Annotated in this window: 5 protein-coding genes and 1 pseudogene; 2 read left to right on the top strand and 4 right to left on the bottom strand. The window is 69.8% G+C overall.

Features of this window, described 5'->3' with window-relative positions:
• Positions 1 to 417 (bottom strand): annotated as a pseudogene (locus tag IMZ11_RS11465) (reverse transcriptase domain-containing protein); the annotation flags it as partial.
• 735 nt (positions 418 to 1,152) lie between these two features.
• A complete protein-coding gene (locus tag IMZ11_RS11460) occupies positions 1,153 to 2,124 on the bottom strand; it encodes a YafY family protein (RefSeq protein WP_228640494.1) in 972 nt (323 codons plus the stop codon).
• A 91-nt stretch (positions 2,125 to 2,215) separates the two neighbouring features.
• Between IMZ11_RS11460 and IMZ11_RS11455 the strand changes: the two genes are divergently transcribed.
• Together IMZ11_RS11455 and IMZ11_RS11450 are read left to right on the top strand one after the other, a co-directional pair.
• Positions 2,216 to 3,199 carry an NADP-dependent oxidoreductase gene (locus IMZ11_RS11455; RefSeq protein WP_228640491.1) on the top strand — a complete coding sequence of 328 codons (984 nt, stop codon included), beginning with the start codon at positions 2,216 to 2,218 and terminating at the stop codon, positions 3,197 to 3,199.
• Positions 3,196 to 4,296: a winged helix DNA-binding domain-containing protein gene (locus tag IMZ11_RS11450; RefSeq protein ID WP_228640488.1), complete on the top strand. Its 1,101-nt coding sequence runs from the start codon at positions 3,196 to 3,198 to the stop codon at positions 4,294 to 4,296. Before IMZ11_RS11455 ends, IMZ11_RS11450 begins: the two co-directional genes overlap by 4 nt.
• 333 nt (positions 4,297 to 4,629) lie before the next feature.
• Here IMZ11_RS11450 and IMZ11_RS11445 read toward each other — a convergent pair whose 3' ends face one another.
• On the bottom strand, positions 4,630 to 5,424 hold the full coding sequence (locus IMZ11_RS11445; RefSeq protein WP_228640485.1) for a putative protein N(5)-glutamine methyltransferase: 795 nt from the start codon (positions 5,422 to 5,424) through the stop codon (positions 4,630 to 4,632).
• Positions 5,425 to 5,657: 233 nt separating this feature from the next.
• Entirely contained in the window at positions 5,658 to 6,248 is a 591-nt protein-coding gene (locus tag IMZ11_RS11440; RefSeq protein ID WP_228640481.1) for a TetR/AcrR family transcriptional regulator, read from the bottom strand.
• Positions 6,249 to 6,431 lie beyond the last annotated feature (183 nt).

Here is a 6,431-nt window from a genome sequence, read left to right as displayed (position 1 = left end):
CACCCAGTCGTATCTCCAGCAGCGTTCCCGGCATACGCCCACCGCGTCCAGCGCTGAGCGGCCCGGCCGGTATCCATAGGAGTCCGGATGGAAGATCGGTTCCACCCGCTGCTCCAGATGCCGGGCCGCCACAGTCTGGGCGATTCTGTCGGCCACGGTAGGCACCCCAAGCAACCGGGTGCCCCCGCCATGCGGCTTGGGGATCTCCACCGCCAGCACCGGAGGTGGAAAGTAGGTCCCCGACGACATCCGATTCCAGATCTTGTACAGGTTGTTCTTCAGATCGGCTTCGAAGTCGGCGATGGATTTCCCGTCCACTCCCGGCGCTCCCTGATTGGCTTTGACCTTCTTGTATGCCTCCCAGACTTCCCGTTTCGAGATATCGAACGCCTTGCCGTGCAGCTTTAGCGTGTCCACGCAGCTCCTCCCGGAATCTCCGGTTGACTGAACAAACACTCCGCGAATGGCCTGGCCCCTTGGCTCCGTCCCCATTACAGAGACCTCACAGCTACTACGAGCCAGTCCGCCAGCAGACCCCGCGACGGTACTCAGTCCCTTGCGGGTTCAGCCGCTCAGGATGCTCCCTGTCGGCGCCGCGCCTAGCGCGCGATGCCGGTGTCGGGGCCCGCCTTCCCCTGTTCCACGTGGAAGCAGCAGATCAGGCTCGCGTCGCCTACACGCCGGACACCATCTGGCCAATAAACGGGCACCCGCCAGACTCATCCCGGGAATGAGAACCAGATCCCGGTTTCGATGTCACCTGTTTTACTTACGGCACGTCAGCAGCGATTCGCTTGCGCTCGCCTTCCTGATCCCTACCTGACGCATCATGTGCGCCTTTTCCTCATCGCTCACCACGACGGTCTTCAGCCAACGCAGCATGAGGCGGTTTGAAGCCTCCCCCCGCAGGGCGGCTCCGAAGGGCCAAATCCTTCATCTCCCACGCAGCACCGCATCAAGTCGCTCTACCTACATCGAGCTCCTTTCCGCGTTCAGGGCGCAATTTCTCATGTAAACGATCAACCTCGGAGAAATTCACCGCGAAAGCCCGAGGCTAGACTAGGGGTCGCGCAGATAGGGCGGGGGCGCCCCTGGCAGAACGTTTTCCATTGCCTCAGCTGCTACGGACGTCGCGCCATCGTCGCGATCTGGCTATGGCAGGGACGGTCTGTCGGGTGCGCTGGTGGCCCGGGTGAAGCGTGCGCCCCAATCCTGGACATGTGCGGCGAACTCCGGCGGCCCCAGCACCTCGAACTCGGCGCCCACATTGCCCAGCGCCTGGGTCGGCCAATCGAGAGAGATCGAAGTCATGGTGATCCGGCAGGTGCCGTGGTCGAGCGGTTCGATCGTGCCCCACTGACCGACCGCCTGCCGTACCCGGATCGCGGGGGCATGGACGAGCGCCTGGACCGTGTACGGCGCCGGCGCCCCGCTGGCTTCCTGGACGAAGGCCGCGGCGTCCTCGGCCGGGAGCGGACGCGGCCGGAAGCGCGTGCCGGTCGCGGCCGGCTCGGTCAGCCTGTCGAGGCGGAAGCTGCGCCAGTCGTGCCGGGCCAGGTCGTAGGCGACCAGGTACCATCGTCCGCCGAGGGCGACGACGCGGTGCGGCTCGACCTCGCGCTCGGTGGGGGCGGAGCGTCTGGCGGTGTAGCCGAAGCGCAGCCGCTCCTGGTCCCGGCAAGCCTGGGCGACCGCGGTGAGCACTCCCGCAGCGACGACCGGCCCGGATGCGGCGACGGAGAGGGTCATCTCCCGCAGGGCGTCCACCCTGGCCCGCAGCCGGGGCGGCAGGACCTGAACCACCTTGGTAAGTGCGCGCAGCGACGCCTCCTGCATCCCGGCGATCCCGCTCTGTGCCGCATCACCGATGCCCACCGCGAGGGCCACCGCCTCCTCGTCATCTAGCAGCAGCGGCGGCAGGACCGCGCCGGGCGCGAGCTGGTAGCCGCCGTCGGTGCCGCGGGCCGCGCTGACCGGGTAGCCGAGCTCGCGCAACCGGTCAACGTCGCGGCGCAGGGTCCGCTCGGACACCCCGAGCCGCTCAGCCAGTTCCATGCCGGGCCAGTGGCGGTGGGTCTGCAGCAGCGAGAGCAGCGTGAGAGTCCGTGAGCTGGTGTTCGCCATACCACCATCCTCGCCCGACTTCCGGTCAAAAAGTGACCGGAAGCCTCTCTAGAGTCGATTTCGAAGGCCGTATCGACATAAGGACCAAGAGATGATCACCCGTGAGATCCAGCTGACCACACAGGTCGTCGGCACCCCCACGCTCGACCACTTCACTGTCACCACGACCGAGGTGGAGGGCGAGGTTGTGGTGCGGACTGACCAGATCGGGCTCGCCGCGACCTACCTGGAGCTGATGCGCGCCGACTGCACCATCCCGGTACCGGCCTGGCAGCCGGGCCAGCGGGTGGGCGTGGCCGCCATCGGCACCGTCGTCCGGTCCGACAGCCCCGAGCTCGCGGTCGGTGACCTGGTCCAGTCGATGACCGGCTGGAGCGAGTACTCGGCGGGCCCGGCCACCCAGTACACCAAGCTTGATCCCATCGCGGACCCCGGCTACTACCTCGGTCAGGGGCCCACGGCCTACTACGGGATGGCCGACGTGGCGGGCGTCGGCGAGGGCGACGTGGTGTTCGTCTCCGGCGCGGCGGGCGGGGTCGGCTCGCTGGCCGGGCAGATCGCCAAGTGCCTGGGCGCGGCGCGGGTGATCGGCAGCGCCGGCAGCCCGGCCAAGGTCGACTATCTGGTGAATGAGCTCGGCTACGACGCCGCCTTCGACTACCGCGACGGCTCGGTGGCCGACCGGCTCCGAGAGCTCGCGCCCGAGGGCATTTCGGTGTTCTTCGACGTCGTGGGCGGCGAGCAGTATCAGGCCGCGCTGCAGACGGCCGGGCCCGGCGCCCGCTTCGCGCTGTGCGGCTCGCTGTCCAGCCAGCTCGGCGGTGCGGCGGAGCGCTTCCCCAAGCCCGATCACGCCGCGGCCCAGGCCCGGGGCGTCGAGCTGCTGCCGTTCTCCTGCTACCACACCCCCGACCAGATCGCCGCCTGGCGGGAACACTTCAGGACCTGGCTGGGCGAGGGCCGCTTCGTCTACCCGCAGACGGTCATCAAGGGCGGGATCGAGGACGTGCCGCAGGCGTTCCTGTCCCTGCTCCAGGGGTCCTACCGGGGCAATGTCTCGGTGCGGCTGTCGTGACGACGCTCTCGAGCAGGGCCCTGAACCGGGCCCTGCTGGGCCGCCAGTTCCTGCTGGCCCGCACCGATCACACCCCGCTGGAGGTGATCGGGCGCCTGGTCGCGCTGCAGGCGCAAGAGCCCAACTGGCCCTACGTCGGGCTGTGGAGCAGGATCCACGGCTTCACCCACTCCGAGCTCACCACCCTGCTGCAGGAGCGGAAGGTCGTCCGCTCCGGTCTGCTCCGCAGCACCCAGCACCTCGCCGCGGCCGACGACTTCCGCCGGCTGCGGCCGCTGCTGCAGCCCGTGCTCGACCGCACCGCCCGCTCGGCGTACTTTGCCCGCAACAGCGCGGGCCTGGACACCGCCTCGCTGGTCGCCACCGGGCTTGAGCTGCTGGCGGGCGGGACGACGCCGCGAAAAGCACTGGCCCGACGGCTGGCCGAACGCCACCCAGGCCGCGACGGGCGCATCCTCGCTGGGGAGGTTGAGCTCAGAGCCCCCCTCATCCACAGCCCGGCCACCGGCACATGGGGCTCCTGGGGCACCCGGTCGGCCGTCTCTGTCACGCCCGCCGAGACCTGGCTCGGCCGGCCCATGGCCCCGGTGACCGCCAAGGACCTCATCCGCCGCTATCTGGCAGCGTTCGGCCCAGCCGGGATCATGGACGTGCAGGCGTGGTCCGGGCTGACCCGCCTCGGCGAGATCGTCTCCGACATGCGCACCGAACTGCGCCACTACCGCGACCCCGACGGCAGGGAACTGATCGACCTGACCGACGCGGAACTGCCCGACCCCGACACGCCCGCCCCCGTGCGACTGCTGCCCGCCTTCGACAACGCCCTGCTCGGCCACGCCGACCGGACCCGCATCATCAGCCACCAGGACCGAAAGCGCGTGATGCCCGGCCAGGCACAAGTACGGCCCACCTTCCTCGTGGACGGCCACGTGCACGGAAGCTGGTCCCTCCAAGGCGACACTCTGCACCTCACTCCGTTCCGTCCCCTGTCCGCGACCGATCGGGCGGACTTGGAGCAGGAGACGGAGCGGCTGCTGCCATTCGTGGGAGGCAAGAACGTGTCCTACAGCAGCCCGATCGGGACCCGGTTGTCCTGAGTGTCCATCCCGGCATCGACCGCAGGAACCAAGCCAGGCGTGTACGCACAGGAAGCTGAGGATGTCGCGTCCGTGTCGTCAATGCCGAGGTGGCGCGGCGCGTGAGGGTAGCCGACGGACGCCAGCTTGAGCTTCACCTCACGAGCGGTCGGTTCCTTGGCGATGTCATGCGCGTCGGCGACCGAGCGGGCGAGCCATCCAGCTTGGTCACCACCAGCTCGTCACCGGCCCGGCATGCCGCCGCGTCACGCCACTCATGACGTACCTCGACCCGCAAGGTAACCGCTGACCAGCCCTATCGGCTCGATGCGCGTCGGAGACCGTCCGCCCTGATCAGGAGGTGGACCGGGTTCCGATGACGGCGGTGGCGTCCAGTTCGTCGGAGCCGGCCACCCGTGGGATCAGCCCGGCACGGGTGACGGCCTCGACGGTCCGCGCCGCCTGCCGTTCGCTCGTCTCGACCAGCAGGCAGCCGTCTGGCGCCAGCCAGAGAGGCGCCTCGGCGATCACTCGGCGTACGACGTCGAGGCCGTCCGCGCCGCCGTCGAGCGCGACCCGTGGTTCGTGGACGCGAGCCTCCGGGGGCAGCAACCCGATCGCGTCGGTGGGGACGTAGGGTGCGCTGGCGACCAGGATGTCCACGCGGCCCCGCAGCGTGACGGGCAGCGGCGCGTACAGGTCTCCTTCGTACACGTGGCCGCCGGTGGCGGCGAGATTGCGGCGGGCGCACCGTACCGCGGCCGGGTCGATGTCGACGGCGTGTAGTTCGGCCCTGTCCAGGGTCGCGACCAGGGCGGCGCCCATCGCGCCCGAGCCGCAGCACAGGTCGACGACGACGGCTCCGGGCCGGGCGAGCGCGGCGGCCTGGCGGATGAGGAACTCGGTACGGGGTCGGGGCACGAAGACTCCGGGGTCCACAGCTATGCGCAGACCGCAGAAATCGGCCCAGCCCAGGACGTGTTCGAGGGGTAGACCGGCGACGCGCCGGTCCACCATGGCGGCGAGATCGGCCGGGGTGCGTGCCGTGGAGACGAGCAGTCGCGCCTCGTCCTCGGCGAAGACGCAACCCGCGGCCCGGAGAGTGGTGACGATGACAGACAGAGAGTGAAGCGGCGGCAGAGCCGACATGGGAGCCTTCCGGGGAGCCGATGTGGGCGCTCCCGCGGTCACCTACGTCAGAGGGACCGCACGGCTGTGAGATGGGAGCACCCAGCCTGATACAGGGGAATGGGTCTCACCTCCTCGGAACGATCACTGCCAGGGGCGGCAACGCTACCAGAGTCGCTCGGGTGGCGCACGCGGCCGCCCCTACGCCTGCGGGATCGGAACACGTCGGCCTCCGGCGGCCTCGGGGCGGGTGTTCACCGCTTGGCGCGGGTGTGCGCGGCGTCGAGTACGAGCGAGAGCAGACGGCCGGGGCGGTCGGGGTCGTCGTCGCTCCGGGCGGTGGACAGCGCGATGCCGACGACGAGCTGGAGCAGGTCGCCGGGTGCCAGGTCGGCGCGGGCCGTACCCGACCGCTGGGCCCGGACGAGCAGGGCCGCCATCGCGTCCAGCAGCAGCCGGTGGCAGTCGAAGCCGGGAGTGTCCGGTTCCTCGATCATCTGGGCGCCGCCCAGTCCGTGGTTGACCCGGGCGTGGACCAGGAACGCGCCCAGCCATTCGGCCAACGCGTCGTCGGCGGAATCGGCGGTCGACAGCCGCTCCGCATGCGAGCACAAGGTCTCGATCCGGTCCCTGAGCACCGCCGTCAGCAGGGCGCTCCGGGTGGGAAAGTGCCGGTAGAGGGTGCCCGGCCCCACGCCCGCCCGGCGGGCGATCTCGTTGAGCGACGCCTCGGGCCCCGACTCGGCGAACGTCTCCCGCGCCGCGGCCACGAGTAGGTCGTAGTTGCGGCGCGCGTCCGCACGCCGCTGCCGCCGCTCGGTGATCTGGCCGTCCGCTGTGGTCATCGTCCCATTCTCGGCCATCGCCCATGAGGTGCCGACCACTACGGGTCAGCCGACCGGAGAGCTTCTCCACCGTCCATGAGCTGGACGGATATCCGATGCCCGCCCGCGGGCCGCCGGCGATCTCCGCACACTGATCCACCTCGGACTCACCCACACCGGCGGCGTCTGGACCCTTGAGCCGAC

The sequence above is a fragment of the Microtetraspora sp. AC03309 genome, from assembly GCF_020826795.1.
In the GTDB taxonomy this organism is placed as follows: Bacteria; Actinomycetota; Actinomycetes; order Streptosporangiales; family Streptosporangiaceae; genus Microtetraspora; species Microtetraspora glauca.
This window is presented reverse-complemented; position numbering and strand designations above follow the sequence as displayed.